The sequence below is a fragment of the Streptomyces fildesensis genome, from assembly GCF_016107395.1.
GTDB lineage: Bacteria > Actinomycetota > Actinomycetes > Streptomycetales > Streptomycetaceae > Actinacidiphila > Actinacidiphila fildesensis.
The window spans coordinates 373,001-393,660 of sequence record NZ_JAAIKO010000001.1 but is presented as its reverse complement, the minus strand read 5'-3'; the positions used below and the strand labels follow the sequence as shown (position 1 = coordinate 393,660).

The following is a 20,660-nucleotide window of genomic DNA, read 5'->3' as shown; positions in this document are numbered from 1 at the left end:
GTCTGGGGCGGGCCGTTGGGCGGTGCCTTGAGCGGGGCATGAGCCGGAGTCCAGGACCCCGCCCCGGTTATGCGTGCTGGTACGCGACCAGCGAGATCCCGACGTAGTGGATGACGAAGGCCGCCAGCGTCAGGGAGTGGAACACCTCGTGGAAGCCGAACCAGCGAGGTGACGGATTGGGCCGCTTGAGGCCGTAGATGACGCCGCCCGCGCTGTACAGCAGACCGCCGACGACCACCAGGACCAGCACCGCGATACCGCCGGTGCGCAGGAAGTCCGGGAGGAAGAAGACCGCCGCCCAGCCGAGCGCGATGTAGCAGGGGGTGTAGAGCCAGCGCGGCGCGCCGACCCAGAAGACGCGGAAGGCGATGCCGGCCAGCGCGCCCGCCCAGACGAACCACAGCAGCGGGGTCGCCTTGCTCGACGGGAGCAGCAGGATCGCGAGGGGCGTGTAGCTGCCCGCGATGATCAGGAAGATGTTGGAGTGGTCCAGGCGACGCAGGATCGCCTCGCCTCGCGGGCCCCAGTTGCCTCGGTGGTAGAGGCCGCTCACGCCGAACAACGCGCAGGCGGTGACGGTGAACACGGCGCACGCGATGCGACCCCGAGTGCTCTCCGCGAAAGCGGTCAGCACCACTCCCGCGATCAGTACCGCGGGGAACATTGCGGCATGAATCCACCCTCTGAGGAGGGGCTTCAGCGGTACGGGCGGGTCGAGCTCTTCTACGGCTTGAGACACAGCGGAAGTCTCCTCGACGAGGTCCATAGCGTCAATGCTACCTACGGGGCCGTAGGTTACGGCACCGTAGGTATGGCAGGTGGAAGTGGCGATGCTCACCCTTCGCGCCCTGGACAGATCGGGTTTTCTCCCCCGACACTCATATGAGTGAGGTCGGCACCGGATGAGCGGCCACGTGGCGTCCGGGTCGCAGCCCCCAAGGGGCCGAGGTAGTTCCACCATGCGGACAGCAGGACTAGAGTCCGCAAAACCCTCAAATCTGACGCCGAATCTGTGCAAATTCGGCGGGACGGAGCGATCGTGGCGCGCGAAATTGCGGCTCCCACCAATCACAAGGACCTGATCGCCTGGGTCGGCGAGATCGCCGAAATCACCCAGCCGGACGAGATCGTGTGGTGCGACGGCTCGGAGGCCGAGTACCAGCGCCTCTGTGACGACCTCGTGGCGAACGGCACCTTCAAGCAGCTCGACCCCAACAAGCGCCCGAACTCCTACTACGCCGCCTCCGACCCCACCGACGTGGCCCGGGTCGAGGACCGTACGTTCATCTGCTCCGAGCGTGAGCAGGACGCCGGCCCCACCAACCGCTGGAAAGCCCCCGCGGAGATGCACGAGATCTTCTCGGGCGAGCAGGGCCTGTTCCGCGGCTCCATGCGCGGCCGCACCATGTACGTCGTCCCGTTCTGCATGGGCCCGGTCGGCTCCCCGCTCTCCGCCAACGGCGTCGAGATCACCGACTCCGCGTACGTCGCCGTCGCCATGCGCACCATGACCCGCATGGGCAAGGCCGTCCTGGACGACCTCGGCGAGGACGGCTTCTTCGTCAAGGCCGTGCACTCCGTCGGCGCGCCGCTCGCCGAGGGCCAGGCCGACGTGCCGTGGCCGTGCAGCACCACCAAGTACATCTCGCACTTCCCCGAGACTCGCGAGATCTGGTCCTATGGCTCCGGCTACGGCGGCAACGCCCTGCTCGGCAAGAAGTGCTACGCGCTGCGCATCGCCTCCGTCATGGCCCGCGACGAGGGCTGGCTCGCCGAGCACATGCTGATCCTCAAGCTGACCCCGCCGACCGGCGAGGCCAAGTACATCGCGGCCGCGTTCCCCTCCGCCTGCGGCAAGACCAACCTCGCGATGCTGCAGCCGACCATCCCGGGCTGGACCGTCGAGACCGTCGGTGACGACATCGCCTGGATGCGCTTCGGCGAGGACGGCCAGCTCTACGCGATCAACCCCGAGGCCGGCTTCTTCGGCGTCGCGCCCGGCACCGGCGACGACACCAACGCCAACGCCATGAAGACCATGTACGCCAACACGGTCTTCACCAACGTCGCCCTGACCGACGACGGCGACGTCTGGTGGGAGGGCATGACGGACGAGCCGCCGGCCCACCTCATCGACTGGAAGGGCAACGACTGGACGCCGGAGTCCGGCACCCCGGCCGCGCACCCCAACGCCCGGTTCGCCGTCCCGGCCTCGCAGTGCCCGACCATCGCGCCCGAGTGGGAGGACCCCAAGGGCGTGCCGATCTCCGCGATCCTCTTCGGCGGCCGCCGCGCCAGCGCGGTGCCGCTCGTCACGGAGTCCTTCGACTGGCAGCACGGCGTCTTCATCGGCTCCAACATCGCCTCGGAGAAGACCGCCGCCGCCGAGGGCAAGGTCGGCGAGCTGCGCCGCGACCCGTTCGCGATGCTGCCGTTCTGCGGCTACAACATGGGCGACTACTTCGGCCACTGGATCAAGATCGGCCAGCAGGCCGACGCCGCCAAGCTGCCGAAGATCTACTACGTCAACTGGTTCCGCAAGGACGCCGGCGGCCGCTTCGTGTGGCCGGGCTTCGGCGAGAACAGCCGGGTCCTGAAGTGGATCGTCGAGCGCCTCAACGGTGAGGGCGAGGGCGTCGAGACGCCCATCGGCATCCTCCCGGCCGCGGGCGCGCTCGACACCGAGGGGCTCGACATCTCGCAGGAGGACCTGGACCTGCTGCTCTCCGTCGACCTCGACGTGTGGCGCGACGAGGCCGGCCTGATCCCCGCCCACCTCGAGACCTTCGGCGACCACACGCCGAAGGAACTGTGGGACGAGTACCGCGCACTGGTCGCCCGCCTCGGCTGACCCCCCCGCCTCCGGCGCGGATCCCCTCTCACGGGGGTCCCGCCGGGCTCGGAAAACCTGAACTCGGGCGGCCCTCCCGCATGTGCGATGCGGGAGGCTGCCCGGTGGCGCGGCGCGCCCGACCGGTAGGCACCCCGACCAAGACCGTCTGCCGGACGGACCGATGCCAACCCTCACGCCGAGGGCCCGGTCACGACTCACGTCGTGACCGGGCCCTCGGGTGTTTTCCGGCGGGGCAGGCGAGCAGCCGGAGGTTGTGCCGGCCGCGGCCGGCACAACCTCCGCCGGCGCGAGCGTTACGGCTGGCTGTAGCCGTCCAGGAAGCGGGCGATGCGCGCGCACGCCTCCGTCAGGTCGTCGGCGTACGGCAGGGTCACGATGCGGAAGTGGTCCGGCTCGTGCCAGTTGAAGCCGGTGCCGTGCACGACCATGATCTTCTCGGCGCGCAGCAGATCGAGGACCATCTGCCGGTCGTCCTTGATCTTGTAGACGTTCGGGTCCAGCCGGGGGAAGAGGTAGAGCGCCCCCTTCGGCTTGACGCAGGTGACGCCCGGGATCTGGGTGAGCGCGGCATGCGCGGCGTCGCGCTGCGCGAGCAGCCGGCCGCCGGGCAGGACGAGGCTGTTGATCGACTGGTGGCCGCCGAGCGCGGTGGCGATCGCGTGCTGGGCCGGCATGTTGGCGCACAGCCGCATGTTGGCCAGGATCGTCAGACCCTCGATGTAGCTGGAGGCGTGCGACTTGGGACCGCACACCGCCATCCAGCCGCTGCGGTACCCCGCCACCCGGTACGCCTTCGACAGCCCGTTGAACGTCAGCGTCAGCAGGTCGGGGGCGATGGCCGAGGTCGGGGTGTGGGTGGCGCCGTCGTACAGGATCTTGTCGTAGATCTCGTCGGAGCAGACGATCAGCTTGTGGCGGCGGGCGATGTCCGTGAGGCCGCGCAGCATCTCGTCGTCGTACACCGCACCCGTCGGGTTGTTCGGGTTGATGATGACGAGGGCCTTGGTGCGGTCGGTGACCTTGCGCTCGATGTCGGCGAGGTCCGGCATCCAGTCGGCCTGCTCGTCGCAGCGGTAGTGCACCGCGGTGCCGCCGGCCAGCGAGACCGAAGCCGTCCACAGCGGATAGTCGGGCGCCGGGACCAGCACTTCGTCGCCGTCGTCGAGCAGCGCCTGCATCGACATCTGGATGAGCTCGGAGACGCCGTTGCCGAGGTAGACGTCGTCGACATCCAGCGGGATGCCCTTCGTCTGGTAGTGCTGCATCACCGCCCGGCGCGCCGAGAGCAGGCCCTTCGCGTCGCCGTAGCCGTGCGCGTCGCCCAGGGTGCGCAGCATGTCCTCAAGGATTTCGGGCGGGCACTCGAAACCGAAGGGCGCCGGATTGCCGGTGTTGAGCTTGAGGATGCGGTGGCCCGCCGCCTCGAGCCGCATCGCCTCTTCGAGGACCGGGCCCCGGATCTCGTAACAGACATTCGCGAGCTTCGTGGACTGGATCACCTGCTGCATGCCCGTCACCTTACGGGCGCGTACGGCTGCCCGCCCGGTGTTTTTCGCCACGTCGGGACGGCCGGAGCCCGCGCTGCCACACTGACACGGTGGCGTCGCCCTACTCTCCGCACTCCTCATCGCTGCCGTACTCCCTCCTCAACGACGAGCCGGTGTCCGCCACCGGACGCGATCTGCTCGGTGAGAGACGGGTCGCGGAACAACTGGCCGGACTGCTCGTTTGAGCCGACGGGAGGTACACCGGGCCGGTGGTCTTCTTCACCGGACGGGTCACTCTCGCGGGGCGCTCGCGGGCGTCGGCGCTGGGCGCCCTGGCGATCACGGCCGACTTCGAGGACGTCCGCGTCCTCCTGCACCGGCTCAGCCGGGAACGGACCGGCCGATCCCGCTGAAAGCGCCCGTCACCGCGCCCGCGCCGGCTCCCGCCGCACCGAGCGGCCCGCCAGCACATCCGTGCGCCGCCCGTCCTCGATGACGAAGCGGCCGTCGATGAGGACGTGCGGGATGCCCGTCGGGAGGACGCGGGGGGCGTCGAAGGTGGAGCCGGCGGCCACCGTCGCCGGGTCGAAGAGCGTCAGGTCCGCGCGGTAGCCCTCGCGGACCAGGCCCCGGTCGGGCAGTCGCAGCCGGGCGGCGGGGCGGGAGGTGAGGTGGGCGACGCACTCCTCCAGGGTCAGGATGCCGAGCTCGCGCACGTACTTCCCCAGGTATTCGGGGAAGGTCCCGTACGCACGAGGGTGCGGTTTGTAGCCCATCAGGATGCCGTCGCTGCCGCCGGTGTGGACCCGGTGCCGCATGATCGCCCGGACGTTCTCCTCGTGGCCGACGTGCTGCAGGATCGTCGATCCCAGCCGGTCGTTGATCAGCAGGCGCCGGGCCGTCACGAACGGCTCCTCGCCGCGTTCGGCCGCGCTGCGCGCGATGGTCCTGCCGACGCAGCCCGCGAGTCCGGGATCGCTCACCCCGGAGATCTCGATCGTCGACCAGTCCATCGGCACGCCATGGCAGCCGTCCGCCCCGTCGACCTCCATGACGTGGCGGATCTTCTTCGCCGTCACGTCGTCCCGCAGCCGCGCGAGGGTCGCCTCCGGGCCGCCCTCCGTCGCCCAACTCGGCAGCATCGCCGCGAGCGTCGTGCAGCCGGGGAGGTAGGGGTAGGTGTCGAGCGAGATGTCGGAGCCGGCGTCCAGGGCCCGGTCCAGCAGCGCCAGCAGGTCCGGCGCCTTTCCCTTGTTCACACCGAAGTTCATCGTGGCGTGCGCCAGGTGCAGGGCGCAGCCGGCGTCCCGGGTCAGTGCCACCATCTCCTCGTACGCCTGGAGCGCGCCCGCCCCGTACGAGCGGTGGTGCGGGCAGTAGTAGCCGTCGTACGCCGCCACCACCCGGCACAGTTCGGTGAGTTCGGCGTCCGACGCGTACATCCCGGGCGTGTACGTCAGCCCGGACGACAGCCCGACGGCGCCCTGTTCCAGCCCCTCCGCCACCAGCCGCTTCATCGTGGTGACCTCGGCCGCCGTCGCCGGGCGGTCCTCCCAGCCCAGCGCCAGCATCCGGACGGTGCCCTGCGGGACGAGATAGGCGGCGTTCACCGCGATGCCCCGGTCCAGCCGGTCCAGGTACTCACCGACGCTGCGCCAGTCGAAGTCGATGTCCGAGCCGTCGCCGTTCCAGCCAGTGATCTGCGCGCGGACCTCGGCGAGGGTGCGGTCGTCGACCGGCGCGTACGACAGCCCGTCCTGCCCCAGCACCTCCAGCGTCACACCCTGCGCCGCCTTCGCGGAGTGGTCGGGGTCCCGCAGCAGGGCCAGGTCGCTGTGCGCGTGCATGTCGATGAATCCCGGGGCCAGGGCCAGGCCGCCGGCATCGACGACGCGGGTTCCGGTCAGCCGGATGTCCCCGAACCGCGCTGCGTCCTCGGGCCGGATCACGGAGATCCGGCCCGCGTCGATGCCGACGTCGGCCCGGTAGGCGGCCTCCCCGCTTCCGTCGATGACGCTCACGTCGCGGAACACGAGATCCATGCCGGTGCCTTTCCTGTGCTCGGTCTGCTGGACTGGGCGAAAGGGTTCAAGGGTCTAGAAGAAGGTGCGGATGTAGTCCGTGACCGTGCCGTCCGCCTCGACCAGCGGCAGCAGCTTCCACTTGTCGAACGCCGTGCAGGGGTGGGAGAGGCCGAGTCCGACCCATTCGCCGATCTCCAGGCCGGCGCCGGGGGCGATGGCGACGAACGCGTGCTGGTCGGAGAGGGCCGTCACCGTCAGCCCGGCGGCCGACCGCAGCGCGCCGTCGGTGCCACGGACGACCTGGGGTTCCGGCAGCCCGAGGTCGAAGGAGGCGTCGCGCTTGCCGGCGTTGAGGAAGGCGAGCGCGCCTTCCGGCTTGGAGACGACCTGCGCCCAGAGCCGGAACGCCGGCTGGAGGGCGCCCTCCTGGGGGATGCGGTCGTGGAACGGGGTGATCTCGCGGTAGTGGCCGTCGTCATGGGTGATGTAGGCGCCGGAGCGCAGCAGCTTGAGCAGCGGCTTCGAGAAGTCCGTCGCCTCGACCGGCTGGAACACCTCGGCGACCGTGTCGAACCAGCCGCTGCCGCCCGCGCTGAGGATGATCTCGTCGGCGTCCGCGAAGCGTCCGGCGGCGTCGAAGTCCCGGGTGAGGGCGACGAGCCGGTTCAGCCAGTCCCGTACGGTCTCCTGGGTCTTGACGGGGATCTCGCCCTCGTACCCGGCGACCCCGACGAGCCGCAGATGGCGGGCCGCGCCGACCGCTTCGGCGACCTCGGTGGCGGCCGCGGCACCGCGTACACCGGTCCGGCCGCCCTCCTCGCCCAGCTCCACGACGACGTCGAGGGGGCGGGTGGCGTCCGCCAGTGCCGCGTCCATCAGTTCCACGCCGCGTACGGAGTCGACATAGCAGGCGAAGCGGAAGTCCGGGTCGGCGGCGAGCTCGGCGGCGAGCCAGCGCAGCGCCACGGCGTCGACCAACTCGTTGGCGAGGAAGATGCGTTGGACGCCGAAGGCGCGGTACACCCGGACCTGCGTGGGGACGGCGGCCGTGATGCCCCAGGCACCGTAGGCGAGTTGCCGGGCGAAGAGCTGCGGCGCCATGGACGTCTTGCCGTGCGGGGCGAAGGCGAGGCCGTACTTCTCGGAGTAGCTCTCCATCAGCGCGAGGTTGTGTTCCAGGGACTCGGCGGACAGCGTGAGCACCGGGGTGGTGAAGCCGCCGTCGAAGAGCGAGCGCCGCTCGGCCGCCAGCTCGCCGAGGGTCCGCTCCGCGGCGTCCGGCGGCAGACCCTTGAAGCGGTGGCCGACCCGCTCCTCGTGCAGCCGCTCGGTCGTCTTCGCGACGTCCATGGAACCTCCTGGAGAATCTCTGCGCGGACCTTCGCGTTGCAACATATGCAACGTGCATTGCATGTCTTGCTTCCTGCTGTCTAACATCCCGGCAAGCACCGGGTCAACGGTGTGTGAAGCACCGGCCGGGCCGGAACAGCGGTCCTCGCCGAACCGAACAGCACCCGCCGGCCGGCCCGGACAGCAACTGTCCGACAGCCCGGACAGCAACCGTCCGACCGCCCCACCCGACAGCCCCATGAGGAGCGAGAGCGACCGTGACCGCAGTCCCGAGCGGCCCGCAGTTCGACGTAGCGTGCCTTGGCGAATCCATGGTCACCTTCGTGCCCTCGCAGCCCGGCAGCCTCGCCGAAGTCCCCGCCTTCCACCGCGGGATCGGCGGTGCCGAGTCCAACGTCGCCTGCGCCCTCGCCCGCTCCGGTCACAGCGCCCGCTGGATCAGCCGGGTCGGTGGCGACGGCTTCGGCGACCATCTGATCCGCGCCGTCGCCGCGACCGGCGTCGACGTCACCGCCGTCCAGCGCGACGCCGACCGCCCCACCGGCATCTACTTCAAGGAGCAGCTGGCGGACCGTACCGCCGTGCTCTACTACCGCGCCGGTTCCGCGGCCGCCGCCATGTCACCGGAGACCGTGCACCGCCGCGACGCCTGGTCCGGCCGCATCCTGCACCTGTCCGGCATCACCGCCGCGCTGTCGCCCGAGTGCCGTGCCCTGATGCGCTCCCTCGTCACCCGCGAGCCCGGCCGGCCCCTCGTCTCGTACGACGTGAACTTCCGCCCGGCCCTGTGGGGCACCGGCGACGACCCCTGGCTGCTCGCCGAACTCGCCCGCGGCTGCGACATCGTCTTCGTCGGCGAGGACGAGGCGCAGGACGCCTGGGGGCTGGCCGACGCGGCCGCCATCCGCACCGCGCTCCCGGAGCCCGCCGTCCTCGTCGTCAAGCAGGGCAGCACGGGCGCCACCGCCTTCACGGGTGACACCGCGACCTTCGTCCCCGCCCTCGCCGTCGACGTCGTCGAACCGGTCGGCGCGGGCGACGCCTTCGCCGCCGGGTTCCTCTCCGCGACCCTCCGCGGCCTGCCCCTCGCCGACCGGCTGCGCCACGGGCACGTCATGGCCGCCGCCGCCCTCACCGTCCCCGGCGACCTCGGCACCCCGCCCGCGCGCGCCCACGCCGACGCCCTTGTCGCCCTCGGCGAGGACGCGTGGGGGACACTGCGGCTGGGCCCCGGATGGACGGATCGGGCCGACGGCACGGATCGGGCCGGCGGGACGGAACCGGCGGGGCAGTCGGAACCTGTCCGGCGGCCGGAGCCGGCCGGGCAGTCCGATCGGGCCGGGCAGTCGGAACCGGCCGGACAGACGGATCGGGCCGGACGGACGGAGAAGGACAGATGAGCCAAACAGTCGACCGCGCCCTGCGCATCCTGCCGCTGCTCGCGGAGGGACCCGCCAACCTCGAACAGGTCGCCACCCGCCTCGACGTCCACAAGTCCACGGCGCTCCGGCTGCTGCGCACCCTGCACGAACACGGCATGGTCTACCGCCAGGAGGACCAGCGGTACCGGCTCGGCGCCCGGCTCTTCGCCCTCGCCCAGCAGGCCATGGAGACGCTGGACGTGCGGGAGATCGCCCACCCGCACCTCCTCACGCTCAACGAGAAGATCGGCCACACCATCCACCTCGCGGTCTACGAGGAGGGCGAGGTCGTCTACATCGACAAGGTCGAGAGCCGCTACCCCGTCCGGATGTACTCGCGGATCGGCAAGCCCGTCGCGATCACCGTCGCAGCCGTCGCCAAGCTGCTCCTGGCCGACCTCCCCGAGGCCGAGCGCCGCTCCATCGCCGAGCGCCTCGAATACCCCAAGTACACGGCCAGGTCGACACCCGACGCGGCCGCCTTCCTCACCGAGCTCCTGCGGGTACGTGACCAGGGCTGGGCCACCGACCTCGGCGGCCACGAGGAATCCATCAACTGCGTCGGCGCCCCCATCCGGGGCGCGGACGGCAGGATCGCCGCGGCGATGTCCGTCTCCGCGCCGAACGTCGTCGTCACCGCCGACGAACTGCTCAAACTGCGCCCGCTGATCCTCCGTACCGCGGAGGCCATCAGCCGGGAGTACTCAGGAAACACCGTTTCGAAGGACACCCCATGAGCGACAACTCCCGGACCCACGGGTCCCCCCTCCAGAAGACCGCCATCACCCCGGCGACCCACACCACCCCGCCCGCCCGGTTCTCGCACGGCGTGCGCAAGGGGAACCTGCTCCAGGTCGCCGGCCAGGTCGGCTTCCTGCCCGCCGTTGACGGCCAGGCCCCCACCCCCGCCGGCCCGACGCTCCGCGAACAGACCCTCCAGACGTTCGCCAACGTCAAGGCGATCCTCGAAGAGGGCGGCTCCTCCTGGGAGGACGTCATCATGACGCGCGTCTACCTCACCGACACCGCGCACTTCGCCGAGTTCAACGAGATCTACAACGAGTACTTCGCCGGCCTCAAGGAAGCGCCGTCGGCCCGCACCACCGTCTACGTCGGCCTCCCCGCCGGCCTGCTGATCGAGATCGACGCGCTGGCCGTCCTCGGCTGACGGTCCCCCCGAACCCCCGAACCCCCGAACCCCCGCACCCCCGAACCCCCGAACCCCCGAACCCCCGAACCCCCTGACACCACAGGTCTCCTTGCAGCACCGCACCACCAACCCTCAGCCGCCGCACGGCGCGGCGCCCGCACCACGGGCGCCGTGCCGCGGTCCTCCCTGCCCTCCCCCGAATACGGAGTCCCCACGTGTTCTCATCGCTCGCCACCCTCGCGGCAGACCCACCCCCACCGACGCCGCACACCGGCGGCCTCCTCCTGCTGATCCACGGCACGGCCGGACTGCTGACCGTCGCCGCCCTCGGCATCGGCCTGCTGCTCGTCCTCATCATCAAGGCGCGCGTCCAGCCGTTCGTCGCACTGCTCGGCGTCTCCATAGCCGTCGGCCTCGCCGCGGGTCTGTCCGTCACCGAACTCTTCGGCACGGTCCAGAAGTCCAGCGCCACCTCGCTCATCGAGACCGGCATGGGCGGCACCCTCGGCCACATCGCGATCATCATCGCGCTCGGCACGATGCTCGGCGCGATCCTGGAGATATCCGGCGGCGCCGAAGCCCTCTCCGCCCGCCTGCTCAACGCCTTCGGCGAGAAGCGCGCCCCGCTCGCGATGGGTCTGACAGGCCTCATCTTCGGTATCCCGGTCTTCTTCGACGTCGGCATCTTCGTCCTCGCGCCGATCGTCTACGCCGCCGCCAAGCGCGGCGGCAAGTCGATGGTCCTCTACGCGATGCCGCTCCTCGCGGGCCTCTCCATGACCCACGCCTTCCTGCCCCCGCACCCGGGCCCGGTCGCCGCGGCCGGCCTGCTGCACGTCCAGCTCGGCTGGGTCATCCTGATGGGCGCCGCCGTCGGCATCCCGTCCGTCATCGCCGCCTGGGTCTACGCCGCCTGGATCGGCAACCGCATCTTCGTCCCCGTCCCGCAGGACATGGTCGACGCCGCCGACGAGGCCAAGGCCGCCGTCGCCGCCGAACAGCAGGCCGCGGGCGTCACCCCCGTCGAGACCCCCGTCTCGCTCGGCACCGTCCTCGCCATCATCGGCACCCCGCTGCTGCTCATCCTGTGCGCGACGTTCTCCTCCATCGCCCTGGACCCGAGCACCGGCCGCTCGGTCATCGAGTTCTTCGGCCACCCCTTCGTGGCCCTGATGATCGCGCTCTTCCTCGCCTACTACCTGCTCGGCATCCGCCGCGGCTGGTCCCGCAAGTCCCTCGAAACCGTCTCGACGGCCTCGCTCAAGCCGGTTGGCAACATCCTGCTGGTCGTCGGCGCGGGCGGCGTCTTCGGCGCCGTCCTCAAGGGCAGCGGGGTCGCTCAGGCGCTCGCCGACGCCTTCGACAGCGCCGGCCTGCCGGTCATCGTCCTCGCCTGGCTGATCTCGGTGGTCCTCCGCGTCGCCCAGGGCTCCGCGACCGTCGCGATCGTCACCACCGCCGGAATCGTCGCCCCCATGCTCTCCGCCGGCGACTTCTCCCAGGCCCACCTGGCCCTGGTCATCATGGCGATCTCCGCCGGCTCCATCTTCGCCTCGCACGTCAACGACGGCGGCTTCTGGATGGTCTCCAAGTACTTCGGCATCTCCGAACGCGACACCCTCAAGTCCTGGACGGTCCTCGAATCCGTCCTCTCGGTGGCGGGCTTCGCGGTGGCCGCGTCGCTCAGCCTTGTTATCTAAGGGCTTGCAGGGAAGCAACACCTTGATTCCCTGCAAGCCCTTAGGCGCGCGGTTTGGTGGATGGGGGTGGCCGGCCCGGCGGGGCCGGCCACCCCCATCAGTCGTCGGCGCCGGCCTGGGCGGGAATGTCGTCGGAAACCCCCGCCCACCACCCGTCCTCGTCATCCGCCCGCACCTTGATCCCGTGCACGAGCGCATCGATGTCGGGCATCACTTGTCCGAGCCGCACGAGATCCCCGGTCGACGCGAACACGACGACGTCCACGGCGTGGTGCTCGTCGCGGAAGGCGTACCAGAGGTTGGCGACGATCTCGTTGCCGTCGAGCTCGACGTGCCCCAGGGCTTTTAGGCCCTCGCCGAGGTGGCCGGCGTGGAAGGTGTCCACTTGGGGTGGACGGAGGAGCTCGGGGTCCTCGGCGCGGACCAGGCGCTGGAGCGCGCCGCGCTTATCGCCTTCGGCGGGGTAGTAACCGAGCGAGACGGTGAAGGATCCTCGGGCATCGTCAGCCATGTGGAGGTACGTGAACATGCCGAGTTGATGCCTGGCATGAGCGTCATAGGACCGGATGATGGCTTTGGACAGCCGCCGCATGGGCAACCACCTGTACGGCTGTCGCCGGAGGGTAAGGATCGTGTCCGCGGATGACCGCGCCCATGCGTTCTGGTCACCCCATCCGGCCTCCTCCCACGAGGGCACAGCCGTGATGTCAACCCAGAGGTCTAGCCGGTAGAGGACATCCACCCAGCTCAATTCGGGGCTCCAGTTGTGAGGTCGGGATCGAGCCAGCTCGTGTGGAACTTGAAGGAGTCCTTGCCGGATCCGTAAGCATCCAGGCTCGGCTTTGAGGCGAAGATTTCGCTGTTGCCCGCGGATTTATCTGCAAGATCGACTGATGTGCCGACTGCGAAGGCGGCGGAATTCTTCACGGCACTGCCATTGACGTCTCGATCCGCAGATTGAACGGCTGAACTTTCAGCATGCTTGGCACTTTCATGCGCACTCGCCTTCTTGGCTACAGCTGTCTCTCTTGATCCGCCCGCACGAAGAACCTCGGCCGCCGATACCTCCGGTTCATGCTGCGACGGATACTTCGCCGCCGCGCGGGCCTTCGCATCCATCTGTTTCAGTTGGCCCTGCAAGTACTGCCGTCGCGGCTTCGAAATGCTCCGGTTTCGCAGCTCGCGCGCGATCTCCTGCCGGGCTCCGCTCTGTTCGGCCCGGGCCGCCGATACGGCGTCCTTCGCCGCCTGCCGCGAGGCAACCCGCGTGGCGTCCACGCCCGCCGTTACCCCCTGTTCCGCCGCCTTGCCCATGCGCAGCGTGAGGATCGCGACGACATCGAGGCCGACGTCGGCCCACGTGCCGTTGCCGGTGGCGGCGAGGGCTGTGTGGACGAGGGCGGTGCCGTAGGTGGCGGCTTCGGCTCCGGCGATGGCCCAGGACGCGGCGAGGGCGAGCCAGGCGGGGGCGGTGGGGGCGCAGGCGATGAGGACGGCGGCGATGGCTACGACGGTGGCGATCCAGCCGATGATCTCGAGTGCTTCGTTGATCCAGGCGGCGTTGCGTTCGAGGAGGTTGGAGGTCCAGCTCCAGCACGAGTCCTCCAGCGAGTCGTCGAGGAGGTCCTCGATGGCGCCGGAGAGGCGACGGGCGTCGGATTCGTAGTCGCCGACGGCACCGTCGAAGGCGGCCTGTGCACGGATGAGTGAGGCGCGGGCGTGGTCGAGGTCGCTCTTTTGGGTGGGGGTGAGATCGGCTTCGGGGAGGGCGTCGAGCGGGGTGATGATGTCGTGCGCCGCGGTGGCGGCGCGGTGGGCGGCGGCGGTCTGGTGCTGGGCGTCCTCGACGGCTTCGGCCCAGGCGGAGACCTTGACGGCGACCGCCTCGTAGCGGTCGGCGACCTTGCCGAGCTTGTCGCGCAGGCGGTCCGCGCCGTCCTGGAGGGCGTCGGCGTAGTCGCCCTTCAGCCCCGTGCCGTCGGAGAGGGCGCGGAGCCGGGTGATCTGGGTGCGGATCTCGATGGCGGTGTCGGTCATGGTCCGGCGGCCGGTGCGGATGTCGGCGGGGGAGCCGGGGGTGGGGTCGGCGTAGGGGTCCTCGGTGCGCAGGGGGTGCCAGTCGCGGGGGCGGTGGGGCATCGGGAGGGCTCAGCCCTTCGCTCGGGCGGCGAGGTCGCGGTCGACGGCGGCGAAGGCCGCCTTCGTCCCGCGGACGAGGTTGAGGACTTGGCCGAGGTTCCAGAGGGTCTCTTTCCTGTTGTCCTTCCAGTTGTCGGCGAAGGTGTGCATGACCTCGGCCATGCGCGGGGCGCCGACGGCGTGGGCGAGGGCGTCCTGGGTGGCGGGGCAGCGCTCGAGGGCGGTGCGGATGGAGCTGAGGGAGTGCTCCGACGCGTCGAGGAGGCGGCCGTCGACCTTCAAGTCGGCAGCGCTGGTGCATGTGTTGGACATATGTCCGGACTCCTGTGGGGTTGTGTTCCTGTGGAACGATCTGGCCGGGCATAGGTCACAGGCATGAACCGGCGACGGAAAAGGGTGAGTTGTGATGGTTGGCGGATACCGGCTGGTGCTGCCGCCCGGCTGGGGGCGGATTCCGTTACGGGAGGGGACCGAGGACGCGATCCGGGGGATCGTGACGTCGGCCTTCGATGGTTCGCGCGGGGACGCGGTGGCTCAGGTGCGGGTCCGGCTGGAGGGCCGGCTGCGGGAGCTGGCGGTCACGGCGCGCCGGGACGGCGCCGGGCTCGACCTCTACCTCCCCGTACGGCCGCGCGGCGGAGCCGCACCGGTGCCGGCGTCGTTCGTGGTGTCGGAGCTGGCGGTGGGCGGCAGGAAGGAGCGGCGGGAGTACGTCGTGGGCGAGGCCCGTCGGGTGGACTACGTGCTGCCCGTCCCGGACGTCCCCGGGCGCTGTCTGGCCGCCGCGTTCTCGACGCCGACGGCCGTGGCCGAGCCCCGGCTGGCCGATCTGATGGTGGAGCTGTTCGACGCCGTGATGGGGACTTTTCGCTGGTCGGAAGCGTCGGATGCGCCGCGGACCGGCTGACGGGAGACATCCGGAAGTTCTTCGGTTCCCCGCGCCGACGGAACGCGCGATGAACACCCACTGAAGCAGAGGCGTCGGGTGAACGGGCACTTCGGGTCAAGGGGCGCATCCGGTCTTCCGGCGGGCTAGCGTCCCCTTCGGAGGAAGCCATGCCGACGAAGGAAGCCGCCCTGAAAGGGGCCGGTGACAGCGCCACCAGTGATGCCGACGACACCAGCGACACCAGCACCGCCACCGGGACCGGGGACCGGGGGTCCGCCCCCGCACCGCACATCCGCCGCCGCGCCACCGCCCTGGCCGCGTTGATCACGGCTCTGGCGTTCTGCGTCGGCGACGCCGTCGCGACGACCTTTCCGTTCGGACGCCACAGCCGGAGCGTCAGCGACCTGGGCAACCAGTTCGTGCCGTTCCACGCGCACCTGTGGGACCTGCTGCACGGCAGGGCCGACGGCGGGCTGCTCGTCAACTGGCAGTCCGGGTACGGCTCCAGCTTCCTTCCCGACCTCGGCACGTATGTGAGCAGCCCCTTCGCGCTGCTGGTCGGGCTCTTCCCGCGGGACGAGATCGACCTCGCGGTGTACGTGATCACCGTGCTGAAGATGGCGTCGGCGGGCGCCGCGATGGCGTTCCTGCTGCTGACGCTCCGCAAGGGCCGCTGGTGGACGGCCGGGACGCTCGGCGCCTCGTACGCGCTGTGCGGCTGGTCGATGGCCGAGGCGTCGTACAACCTCATGTGGCTGGACGGGCTCATCGCGTTCCCGCTGCTGTGCCTGGTCGGCGAGTGGGCGCTGACGAACCGGCGCCCGGTGCTCGGCCCGCTGGTCGTCGCCCTGGCCTGGACGGCCAACTTCTACACGGCGTACATGGCGACGATCGGTGCCGCGCTCGTCCTGCTGCTGCGGCTGCTGCTCGGCCGGGAGGACGTGCGGCGCAAGCTCGCCGTGCTGGGGCGGGCCGTGCTGGCGACGCTGCTCGGCATCGGGCTGGCGGCGCCGCTGATCCTCGTCGTGTTCAAGGCGACGAAGCTCGCGCACCCCGGCCGCGTCAACGAGTTCGCGCCGTCCGCCATGCCCGACGTGCTGGCGCGGCTGCTGCCCGGCACGTACACCTTCGGGACCCCGGCCGTCTGGGTCGGCACGGTCGCGCTGCTGCTCGCGCTGACCCTGCCGTTCAACACGGCGGTCGCCCGGCGCGAGCGGGCCGGCTGGAGTGCGCTCGTTCTCATCGTCCTGCTGTCCATGCAGTGGAAGCCCACGCACCTGGCCTGGCACGCGTTCGCCACGCCCAACGGCAGTTCCTACCGGCAGACGTTCGTGCTCTGCGGGGTGCTGGTCATCGCCGGCTGGCTGTCCCTCGCGCAGGGTGTGCCGCGGCTCAAGCCGCTGCTGGGCGGCGTCGGGCTGCTCGTGCTGGTGACCGCGATCGGAAGCACCAGCGTCGTCACGGAGTCCTGGACGGTGCCGCTGCTGGCGTTCTCCCTGACGGCCGTCCTCGGCAGCCTCGTGCTGCTGCGGTCGGTGGAGGCCCGGCGGCGTACCGCCCGCTGGGCGCCGGTGCTGGCAGCCGCGCTGCTGGTGGGCGCGCAGGTGGGGGAGTCGGCGGTCTCGGAGGCGTCGTACGACAAGGCGCGGCTCGGGCGGCTCGACGACTACGGGCCGTGGAGCCAGCGCCAGGACGTGCAGAGCGCCGCGGTCTCCCGGTCCGACGGCTGGCCCGCGTACCGGACGGATCCCGGCATCTGGCAGACGGTCGGCAACGATCCGCTGGTCGTCGGCGGGCAGGGCGCCCAGTACTACAGCAGCCTCACCTCGGAGGTCTGGGCGAGCACGCTGACCGCGCTCGGCGGCGGCTACTCCTCGCGCGGCCGGTCGCCGCGCAGCATCGACGGGCCGGTCACCGACGCGATCTTCTCGATCGGCGCCCGGCTGCACTCCAACCAGGACCCGTTCCGGCACCCGCTGCGCGGCCCGTACACGACGACGGTGTCGGTCTCGCGGATGGACGTTCCCCCGCTGGTGACCGTCCGCCCGGCCGGCGGACCGCGGTCCTACGGCGACAACACGTTCCGCAACCAGGAGGCGCTGCTCGGCGTCACTGTGTACACCGTTCCGCGGGTCGAGATACGCGACGCCGACGGCAGCGTGCCGAAGCTGACGCTGGGCGGCCAGTACGGGGTCAGGGCGCGCGAGGCGGGGAAGAGCGGGCCCACGCAGCTGCTGCGGGCGCACTGCCCGGCGGGCAGCGAGGTGTTCCTCTCGGTGCCGGACTTCGCCGGCCAGGGCGGGCTGCGCGGGGTGTCGGACGGGGTGCGCTTCGACGCCCGCCCGCCGCAGAACCGCGCGACCGTCCAGCCCCTGGGAACGGTGCCGGCCTCGGGCGATGTGCGGGTGGACCTGATAGCGCTGGGCGCCGGAGCGCTCCCCAAGGAGCCGATCGGCTGCCTCGACCCGGCGAAGCTCGCCGCCCGGGTGGCCGCGTTGAAGGCCACCGGTGCGACGCGGGTGTCGGTGTCCGGCAGCCGTCTGACCGCCGAACTGCCGCCCGGCAGCACGGGTGTCGCCGTGATCGCCGCCCCGGCGATCGAGGGGTGGAGCTGCTCGACGGGCGGCGCCGCCGCCCGGCCGGCCGGTAACCACCTGGGCCTGCTGTCGGTCCCGCTGGACGGCACGTCGCGCACCATCAGCTGCGACTTCACCCCGCCGGGGCTGAAGGCGGGGTCCGCGGTGGGCGGCGCCGCGGCGCTGGGGCTCCTCGCGCTGGCCGGGTACCGGTGGTGGTCGCGCAGACGCCGTCCCACCGAAGCGGCCGCAGCATGACACCGCGCCCGCCGGGAGGCTGTGAGCCGTCCCGGGGGGCGCGGTGAGTCATGCGGTGGGTGATTCAGGCGTTACGGCAGGGCGTGGACGTGGGCGCCAACCGAGTTGGACCACTGGTTGCCGTTCTTGGCGTCCCAGTTGGTGGACCAGGTCATCGCACCGCGCAGCGTCGGCCACTTGGTGGCCGGCTTGAAGGTGCCGCAGCCGGTGCCCTTGGTCAGGCAGTCGATCGCGTTGTTGACCACCGACGGGTCGACGTAGCCGGAGCCCGCGCCGCTCGTCGAGGCCGGGAGCCCGAGGCCGACCTGGGACGGGTCGAGCCCGCCCTGGATGACCGTGCAGGCCTGCGTGGTGATGAAGTCCACGGAGCCCTGCGAGTAGACGCCGCCGTCACAGCCGTTCATCGAACCGCTGTTGTAGTACTGGGTGTTGACGACGGTCAGGATGTCCTTGATCTTCAGCGCGGTGGCGAAGTAGCCGCTCGACGGGGAGAGCATGTCGATCGTCTGCGGCGCCATCGTGATGATGAGGCCGGACCCCGCCTTGCTGCTCAGGCTGCGCAGCGCCTGCGACATGTACGTGGAGTTGAGCCCGTTCTCCAGGTCGATGTCGACGCCGCTGAACCCGTACGTCTGCATCAGCGAGTAGACGCTGTTGGCGAAGTTGGTGGCGGAGGCCGAGTCGTTGATCGACACGGTGCCGTTCTGGCCGCCGATGGAGATGATGACCCGCTTGCCGGCCGCCTGCTTCGCCGCGATGTCCGCCTTGAACTGGGCGACGGAGTAGTTCAGCGCCGGGTCCAGGTTGAAGGTGACCCCGCCGGGCGTGCCGGAGGCGTCGGCGAACGAGACGGCGATGATGTCGTACTGGTTCTGCACCTGGGCGATGGTCTGGACGGTCGCGCCGTTGTTGAAGTTCTGCCAGTACCCGGTGAGGACGTGCTTGGGCAGGCTGCCGGCCGGGGGAGTGGTCGGCGGGGTGGTGGGAGGCGTGGTCGGCGGTGTCGTGGGGGGAGTCGTCGGCGGGGTGGTCGGCGGCGTCGTGGGCGGTGTCGTCGGGGGCGTGGTGGGAGTGCCGCCGGGACCGGTCAGGACGACGTCGTCCGCGAAGTACGCGGGCTGTGCGTACCAGCCGTTGAGGTAGACGGTGACCGAGGTGGTGCTCGCGCCCGTCGTGAAGTTGGTGCTCAGCTGCTGGTACGAGCCGGCGGACGGGGTCCAGGTCGACACGTCCGAGGTGCCGGTGCCGCTCGCGCCGAGGTAGACGTACGAGCCCTGCACCCAGGCGCTCAACGAGTACGCGGAGTTGGGCTTGACGCTCACGGTCTGCGAACACTTGGCGTTGTCGGAGCTGCTCGGACTGCCCTTGAGGGCCGAGGACCCACCGTGCACCGGGCTGGAGACGGCCGCACCGCTGCCCGCCGTGCACGTCCAGCCGGACAGTCCGCTCTCGAAGCCGGCGTTGCTGACGAGATTGGTGTCGGCGGCCTGCGCGGTCCCGACGTTGGCTATCGCGAAGCCTGCGGCCACGAGCGAGGCGGCTCCCACGGTGGCGAGGGCCGTACGCGCGACCTTCGGTCTCCGATAAGCATGCGATGCACGTTCCACGACTGCCTCCTGGGGGCAAGGAGTTGGGGGGTGGTGGGGAATGCGCATGAGGGTTGGGCGGCGTGCCCTGCGTGCGACCAAACTGGTCCAGACCAATGGGGTTGTCAAGACCTCTGGCCTTCACCAGTCGTTCATGGGGCGCATCCAGGCGTTTACCGATCCTGATCCGCGACTTTCCGCACTCATTCCGCTACACATCGATAGGCTGGCGCACGCGATCCGGCGGGTGAACGGTCCTTGCGCGGGACAGGAGGGCTGCGGATGTCGAGCGTCATAACGGTCACAGCGGACGATCTCGCGCTTCCGCTCGAGCAGCATGTCGCGCGCACCTCCGCGGCGCTCGACGCCTACGGGCACCTCATCGCCCTCGCCTCGCCCGATCCCGCCGACCCCGGCCGGCGCCGGCTGCACACCGTGCGTGCCGCGCTGGAAGCGGACCGGATGGCGATCGTCCCCGTCGATCTGCCGCCGCTCGCCGCCGCGCTGCTCGGGGAGCAGCTGCGCCAGCTGGCCGGCACCGACCTGGGGCCAGGCGTGCTCGCGGGCGCCGCCCGGCTGCTCTCGTACTACCTGTACTCCGGCGCCCTGCTCGGCTCGGTCAGCAAGCTCGACCGGGTGCCGGTCACCGTCGGCAAGCACTTCAAGTCCCTGGTCCCCGGGCGGCATTTCGCCGTCATGGCCCACCCGGAGCCGGGGCTGACCGAGGCCGGTCCCGACGCCGTCCCGCCGGGTCCCGGCTTCCTCACCCAGCTCGCGGTCGCCGGGCACGGCCTCGACGCCGGCTGGGTCACCGGCCCGCTCGCCGCCGCCTGGCGCACCCAGCACATCCGCGAGGTGCCGCTGCCGGAAGGGTCGGCGCGGTGGTGGGGCACCGGCCGGCTCGTCGAGTTCACCGCGTACATCGCGGACATCGGCATTCTGTACCAACTGGTCACGTCGGTCCGCCGGGACACCTGCCCGTGGTGCGGCCTCGAGGTGATCGGCGACCAGTGCCTCTTCTGCTCGACGCGGCTCGGCGACCGTGCCGACCGCGCCGCCGACCGCTCCGACCGTACGCAGCAGGTCGCGGCCCAGGAGCAGCCGTTACGCCGGCCGCAGCAGCAGCGCCCGCCGCAGTACCAGCCGCAGCACCAGCGGCAGGAACCGCCGTCGCGGGTGCTGCCCACCCCCAACCGCCCCCAGCTCGAACCCCATAAGCGATAGGT

18 protein-coding genes are annotated in these 20,660 nt (G+C 70.7%); 10 read left to right on the top strand and 8 right to left on the bottom strand.

The window, feature by feature from the left end:
- Positions 1 to 67: 67 nt before the first annotated feature.
- Positions 68 to 766 (bottom strand): PAQR family membrane homeostasis protein TrhA, encoded by a 699-nt coding sequence (trhA, locus tag C6N31_RS01680; protein WP_138352149.1) that lies wholly within the window; start codon positions 764 to 766, stop codon positions 68 to 70.
- A gap of 273 nt (positions 767 to 1,039) precedes the next feature.
- On the opposite strand from trhA, the gene C6N31_RS01675 reads away from it, so the two are divergent.
- On the top strand, positions 1,040 to 2,851 hold the full coding sequence (locus C6N31_RS01675) for a phosphoenolpyruvate carboxykinase (GTP) (RefSeq protein ID WP_138352148.1): 1,812 nt from the start codon (positions 1,040 to 1,042) through the stop codon (positions 2,849 to 2,851).
- A 296-nt stretch (positions 2,852 to 3,147) separates the two neighbouring features.
- On the opposite strand, the gene C6N31_RS01670 is transcribed toward C6N31_RS01675, so the two are convergent.
- Positions 3,148 to 4,362, bottom strand: coding sequence for a pyridoxal phosphate-dependent aminotransferase (locus C6N31_RS01670; protein ID WP_138352147.1), 1,215 nt, complete (start codon positions 4,360 to 4,362; stop codon positions 3,148 to 3,150).
- An 89-nt stretch (positions 4,363 to 4,451) separates the two neighbouring features.
- Here C6N31_RS01670 and C6N31_RS45065 point away from each other — a divergent pair, with 89 nt between their 5' ends.
- Complete coding sequence (locus C6N31_RS45065; protein ID WP_269287763.1) at positions 4,452 to 4,586, top strand: hypothetical protein; 135 nt, start codon at positions 4,452 to 4,454, stop codon at positions 4,584 to 4,586.
- A 24-nt stretch (positions 4,587 to 4,610) separates the two neighbouring features.
- A complete protein-coding gene (locus C6N31_RS01665; RefSeq protein ID WP_198357036.1) occupies positions 4,611 to 4,754 on the top strand; it encodes a hypothetical protein in 144 nt (47 codons plus the stop codon).
- A 9-nt stretch (positions 4,755 to 4,763) separates the two neighbouring features.
- On the opposite strand, the gene C6N31_RS01660 is transcribed toward C6N31_RS01665, so the two are convergent.
- Positions 4,764 to 6,383 carry an N-acyl-D-amino-acid deacylase family protein gene (locus C6N31_RS01660; RefSeq protein ID WP_198357035.1) on the bottom strand — a complete coding sequence of 540 codons (1,620 nt, stop codon included), beginning with the start codon at positions 6,381 to 6,383 and terminating at the stop codon, positions 4,764 to 4,766.
- A 54-nt stretch (positions 6,384 to 6,437) separates the two neighbouring features.
- Complete coding sequence (locus C6N31_RS01655) at positions 6,438 to 7,715, bottom strand: amino acid deaminase (protein WP_138352145.1); 1,278 nt, start codon at positions 7,713 to 7,715, stop codon at positions 6,438 to 6,440.
- A gap of 311 nt (positions 7,716 to 8,026) precedes the next feature.
- Between C6N31_RS01655 and C6N31_RS01650 the strand changes: the two genes are divergently transcribed.
- The 4 genes from C6N31_RS01650 (at position 8,027) to C6N31_RS01635 (ending at position 11,986) form a co-directional block, all read left to right on the top strand.
- Positions 8,027 to 9,115: a sugar kinase gene (locus C6N31_RS01650; RefSeq protein ID WP_198357106.1), complete on the top strand. Its 1,089-nt coding sequence runs from the start codon at positions 8,027 to 8,029 to the stop codon at positions 9,113 to 9,115.
- Entirely contained in the window at positions 9,112 to 9,873 is a 762-nt protein-coding gene (locus C6N31_RS01645) for an IclR family transcriptional regulator (protein WP_138352144.1), read from the top strand. The genes C6N31_RS01650 and C6N31_RS01645 overlap by 4 nt, the downstream gene beginning before the upstream one ends.
- Positions 9,870 to 10,304: a RidA family protein gene (locus C6N31_RS01640; RefSeq protein ID WP_138352143.1), complete on the top strand. Its 435-nt coding sequence runs from the start codon at positions 9,870 to 9,872 to the stop codon at positions 10,302 to 10,304. The genes C6N31_RS01645 and C6N31_RS01640 overlap by 4 nt, the downstream gene beginning before the upstream one ends.
- Before the next feature lie 197 nt (positions 10,305 to 10,501).
- Complete coding sequence (locus tag C6N31_RS01635) at positions 10,502 to 11,986, top strand: GntP family permease (RefSeq protein WP_138352142.1); 1,485 nt, start codon at positions 10,502 to 10,504, stop codon at positions 11,984 to 11,986.
- A gap of 97 nt (positions 11,987 to 12,083) precedes the next feature.
- Here C6N31_RS01635 and C6N31_RS01630 read toward each other — a convergent pair whose 3' ends face one another.
- The 3 genes from C6N31_RS01630 to C6N31_RS01620 form a co-directional block, all read right to left on the bottom strand.
- Complete coding sequence (locus C6N31_RS01630) at positions 12,084 to 12,578, bottom strand: hypothetical protein (RefSeq protein ID WP_198357034.1); 495 nt, start codon at positions 12,576 to 12,578, stop codon at positions 12,084 to 12,086.
- Between the two features lie 155 nt (positions 12,579 to 12,733).
- On the bottom strand, positions 12,734 to 14,023 hold the full coding sequence (locus C6N31_RS01625) for a hypothetical protein (protein ID WP_198357033.1): 1,290 nt from the start codon (positions 14,021 to 14,023) through the stop codon (positions 12,734 to 12,736).
- A gap of 111 nt (positions 14,024 to 14,134) precedes the next feature.
- Positions 14,135 to 14,437 (bottom strand): hypothetical protein, encoded by a 303-nt coding sequence (locus tag C6N31_RS01620; RefSeq protein ID WP_138352139.1) that lies wholly within the window; start codon positions 14,435 to 14,437, stop codon positions 14,135 to 14,137.
- 94 nt (positions 14,438 to 14,531) lie between these two features.
- On the opposite strand from C6N31_RS01620, the gene C6N31_RS01615 reads away from it, so the two are divergent.
- Both C6N31_RS01615 and C6N31_RS01610 read left to right on the top strand, forming a co-directional pair.
- Positions 14,532 to 15,032 (top strand): hypothetical protein, encoded by a 501-nt coding sequence (locus C6N31_RS01615; protein ID WP_198357032.1) that lies wholly within the window; start codon positions 14,532 to 14,534, stop codon positions 15,030 to 15,032.
- A 149-nt stretch (positions 15,033 to 15,181) separates the two neighbouring features.
- Positions 15,182 to 17,848, top strand: a complete 2,667-nt coding sequence (locus C6N31_RS01610; RefSeq protein WP_198357031.1) for a YfhO family protein — start codon at positions 15,182 to 15,184, stop codon at positions 17,846 to 17,848.
- A gap of 71 nt (positions 17,849 to 17,919) precedes the next feature.
- On the opposite strand, the gene C6N31_RS01605 is transcribed toward C6N31_RS01610, so the two are convergent.
- Positions 17,920 to 19,503 carry a chitinase gene (locus C6N31_RS01605; protein WP_138352136.1) on the bottom strand — a complete coding sequence of 528 codons (1,584 nt, stop codon included), beginning with the start codon at positions 19,501 to 19,503 and terminating at the stop codon, positions 17,920 to 17,922.
- A gap of 213 nt (positions 19,504 to 19,716) precedes the next feature.
- On the opposite strand from C6N31_RS01605, the gene C6N31_RS01600 reads away from it, so the two are divergent.
- Positions 19,717 to 20,658, top strand: coding sequence for a hypothetical protein (locus C6N31_RS01600; protein ID WP_232484661.1), 942 nt, complete (start codon positions 19,717 to 19,719; stop codon positions 20,656 to 20,658).
- Positions 20,659 to 20,660 lie beyond the last annotated feature (2 nt).

Coding starts and splice junctions, on each gene's coding strand:
- C6N31_RS01655 (WP_138352145.1), bottom strand. CDS start 7,715: ATGGACGTCGCGAAGACGACCGAGCGGCTGCACGAGGAGCGGGTCGGC.
- C6N31_RS01605 (WP_138352136.1), bottom strand. CDS start 19,503: ATGCGCATTCCCCACCACCCCCCAACTCCTTGCCCCCAGGAGGCAGTC.
- C6N31_RS01625 (WP_198357033.1), bottom strand. CDS start 14,023: ATGACCGACACCGCCATCGAGATCCGCACCCAGATCACCCGGCTCCGC.
- C6N31_RS01610 (WP_198357031.1), top strand. CDS start 15,182: ATGCCGACGAAGGAAGCCGCCCTGAAAGGGGCCGGTGACAGCGCCACC.
- C6N31_RS01640 (WP_138352143.1), top strand. CDS start 9,870: ATGAGCGACAACTCCCGGACCCACGGGTCCCCCCTCCAGAAGACCGCC.
- C6N31_RS01670 (WP_138352147.1), bottom strand. CDS start 4,362: ATGCAGCAGGTGATCCAGTCCACGAAGCTCGCGAATGTCTGTTACGAG.
- C6N31_RS01660 (WP_198357035.1), bottom strand. CDS start 6,383: ATGGATCTCGTGTTCCGCGACGTGAGCGTCATCGACGGAAGCGGGGAG.
- trhA (WP_138352149.1), bottom strand. CDS start 766: ATGGACCTCGTCGAGGAGACTTCCGCTGTGTCTCAAGCCGTAGAAGAG.
- C6N31_RS01600 (WP_232484661.1), top strand. CDS start 19,717: ATGTCGAGCGTCATAACGGTCACAGCGGACGATCTCGCGCTTCCGCTC.
- C6N31_RS01650 (WP_198357106.1), top strand. CDS start 8,027: ATGGTCACCTTCGTGCCCTCGCAGCCCGGCAGCCTCGCCGAAGTCCCC.
- C6N31_RS01615 (WP_198357032.1), top strand. CDS start 14,532: ATGGTTGGCGGATACCGGCTGGTGCTGCCGCCCGGCTGGGGGCGGATT.
- C6N31_RS01620 (WP_138352139.1), bottom strand. CDS start 14,437: ATGTCCAACACATGCACCAGCGCTGCCGACTTGAAGGTCGACGGCCGC.
- C6N31_RS01645 (WP_138352144.1), top strand. CDS start 9,112: ATGAGCCAAACAGTCGACCGCGCCCTGCGCATCCTGCCGCTGCTCGCG.
- C6N31_RS01630 (WP_198357034.1), bottom strand. CDS start 12,578: ATGCGGCGGCTGTCCAAAGCCATCATCCGGTCCTATGACGCTCATGCC.